The 2,498-nt window shown below is 70.1% G+C and carries 4 protein-coding genes; 2 read left to right on the top strand and 2 right to left on the bottom strand.

The genetic code is table 11. The features are described from left to right. On the top strand, positions 1 to 441 hold a 441-nt coding region (locus ACXJKR_RS29720; RefSeq protein WP_457325905.1), incomplete at its 5' end, for a response regulator transcription factor. Here the strand turns inward: ACXJKR_RS29720 and ACXJKR_RS29715 are convergent. Beyond that, complete coding sequence (locus ACXJKR_RS29715) at positions 408 to 1,088, bottom strand: hemerythrin domain-containing protein (protein WP_457325904.1); 681 nt, start codon at positions 1,086 to 1,088, stop codon at positions 408 to 410. The two genes, ACXJKR_RS29720 and ACXJKR_RS29715, sit on opposite strands and share 34 nt — an antisense overlap. A gap of 252 nt (positions 1,089 to 1,340) precedes the next feature. Here ACXJKR_RS29715 and ACXJKR_RS29710 point away from each other — a divergent pair, with 252 nt between their 5' ends. After that, entirely contained in the window at positions 1,341 to 1,787 is a 447-nt protein-coding gene (locus ACXJKR_RS29710) for a hypothetical protein (RefSeq protein WP_457325903.1), read from the top strand. 83 nt (positions 1,788 to 1,870) lie between these two features. Here the strand turns inward: ACXJKR_RS29710 and ACXJKR_RS29705 are convergent. Then, positions 1,871 to 2,498, bottom strand: a 628-nt coding sequence (locus ACXJKR_RS29705; protein WP_457325902.1) for a hypothetical protein, incomplete at its 5' end; no start/stop codon positions are given.

The following is a 2,498-nucleotide window of genomic DNA, read 5'->3' as shown; positions in this document are numbered from 1 at the left end:
CTGCTGGAGGGCGGCGACCGTGGCGGCGCGGCCCAGGCGCTGGCGCCGGCGCTGGCCCGGCGCGAGCCCGGCGGCCTGCTGTGGGCCGTGCCGAAGCTGCTGCAGATGGCGGCCGAGGACTGGGGCGACCTGCTCGACCCGGTCGACCTCGCCCGGCTGCGCGGCTGGGCCGAAGCCGTGCGGCCGGCCACGCGGGTGGTGGTCGAAGCCGCCGCCGTCTCCGGGGACGACCGGCTCTCGCAGCGCGAGGCCGAGGTCATCGCCCAGATCGCCGCCGGCGCCAGCAACAAGCACATCGCCCGCGCGCTGGACCTGAGCCCCCACACCGTCAAGCGGCATGTGGCCAACATCCTCGACAAGCTGGGCCTGAACTCACGCGGCGAGGCGGCCGCGTGGTGGAACCAGCGTCAGATGGCCACCAGGCCCGGCACGCTGGCCTGACCCAGCGCCCGGCACAGCTTGGCCCAGGCCGTGTCGTTGAGCAGCGCGCGCGCCGAGGCCAGCACCGGCGCCTGAACCGGCGGCGGCAGGCTGCCGATGACAAGGGCGCGCTCGGCCGGCGTCAATGCCGGAATCATCCAGCGCAGCGTCTCGCTCATCTCGCGCGGGCCGATGCTGGCCAGGAGGCGGTGGTGGATGTCGAGCAGCTCGGCGTCGCTGTAGGCGGCCCACAGCGCCAGGTTGTGGCGGCTCTCTTCCACGCCCATGTGCTCGAGGTTGTGGGCCACGAAGGCCGCGAAGCGGCGGTACAGGCGCTGGGCGGCGCTCGCTGACGGCATGGCGCGCAGCGCGGCGGACTCGGCGCGCAGGCCGGCGATGGCGTCCAGGTGCTCCTCGTGCTCGACCTCGATGGCCGCGCTGGCCCCCGCGCGGCGGGCTTCGATGGCGGGGTGGACGAACTCGTTCTCCTTGTCGAGATGGTGCCGGGCGGCATCCAGCAACGCGTCGAGCTGGCCCAGACTGGTGGCCAGCTCGAGCGGGTCGTCGACATCGAGGCGGCTCAGCTGCTGCAGTGTGTCGCTCATGAACAGGCGCAAAGCCTTGTGGATATGGGCGTAGAGGTCCAGGCGCGGGGGGAGGGTGGTCATGGTGGAGGCTCCGTTTGAGCCGGCGTGATGGGGCCGGATGCGCCGCAGTGTTCCGGCCGGCGTCGCGGTTGCCATCGCGCTGATGGGCCATGCCCGACGGGCCATCGGTCGTGGCTCGTCGCATGGCTCTTCGGGGCGATGGCAGGGCCCGGCCTGCTCGGCAAAGTGCGATCCATGCAACGCCGCGCCTTTGTCCTTCCGCTCAGCACCGCGGCGACCGCTGTCCCGTTGATCCCTTTCCAGGAGACTCTCATGAAGCGTTTTGGTTCCTCTTCCGCCCCCCTCAGCCTGAGCTGGGCCATCGTCACCGCTCTGGGCTTGGTGGCCGCCGGTGTGCTGGTCCTGCCCGCCGAGGCTCATGCCGCCGCGTCGCCTTGTGACGACAAGGCGACACTGCAACGCCGGCTGGATGACTTCGATTCGCGCTGGAATGCCAGCGACGCCTGGGGCCTGACGRCCCAGTTCACGATGGAGGGCAGCTTGGGCGCTGCCGGCGAGCCGGGCCGCGTGGCGGTCTACCGCGAACTCATCGAGCGTCTGGGCCGTTCGTCGCAGCAGCGCAAGACGCGCCTGCTGCGTGCCACCGACGTCGGCCAAGCCTGCCTGGTGGACGTGCAGGTGCGCAGCGGCGAACGCGGCGAGGCTGGCTTGTTCCTGCTGGCGCCGTCGGCCGAGGGCGGCATCGTCGCGATGCGCTGAGGCAGCGCACCCGGGCTGGGCGCGTGGGCGGCCTGCTTGCGTCTCAAAGGCAAATTGCCTTGTCGGCGTGAGGTCGTCGTTGCCTACTTCGCCTTCGCCGGCCAGCGCCGGAAGTCGTACCAGAGCTCCGGACGTTCGACAGGCGTGGCGGTGCCGGGCGTGAGCAGCGGATTGGTGAGATCGATCACCACGCGCTCATGCAGGCGCGCACGGCGTAACCGTTCGCCGAAGTAGCGCTCAAAGAGCTTGTCAAAGCTGCCATCGGCCATCGCCTGGTTCAGTCCGCGCTCGATGTCGGCGGCGAGCTTCGTGGCCTTGCGGTTCACCATGAAGTAGGCGTCATAGGGGTAGTGCAGCACCACGTGCGACTCCACCTCGAAGCGGTCCGAGCGCTCCTCCAGTTCATCCCAGACCTCGGTCAACCCACGGGGAAAGTAGTCGAATCGTTCCCCCTGCAGCATGTTGAAGAGCGCCAGGTAGGCCGAGCCAGCCACGACCGGAATGCCGTTGGCACGCAGGATCTCGGTGTCCGGCCAGCTCTGGCCTTGGCCTACCCGCAGTTGCTGAAGCTGCTGCAGTGAGTTGAGCGACCCAAAGCGTGCCTGATCTCCGCGCCGGATGAGGCCAACCCGCCAACCGAGCATGCCGCGATTGACGGGGATGCGGATCGCCAGCAGGCGGGCTTCGCGCTCGGGCGAGGCGGGAATGGGC

It is taken from the genome of Roseateles sp. P5_E11 (assembly GCF_054049355.1).
This window is presented reverse-complemented; position numbering and strand designations above follow the sequence as displayed.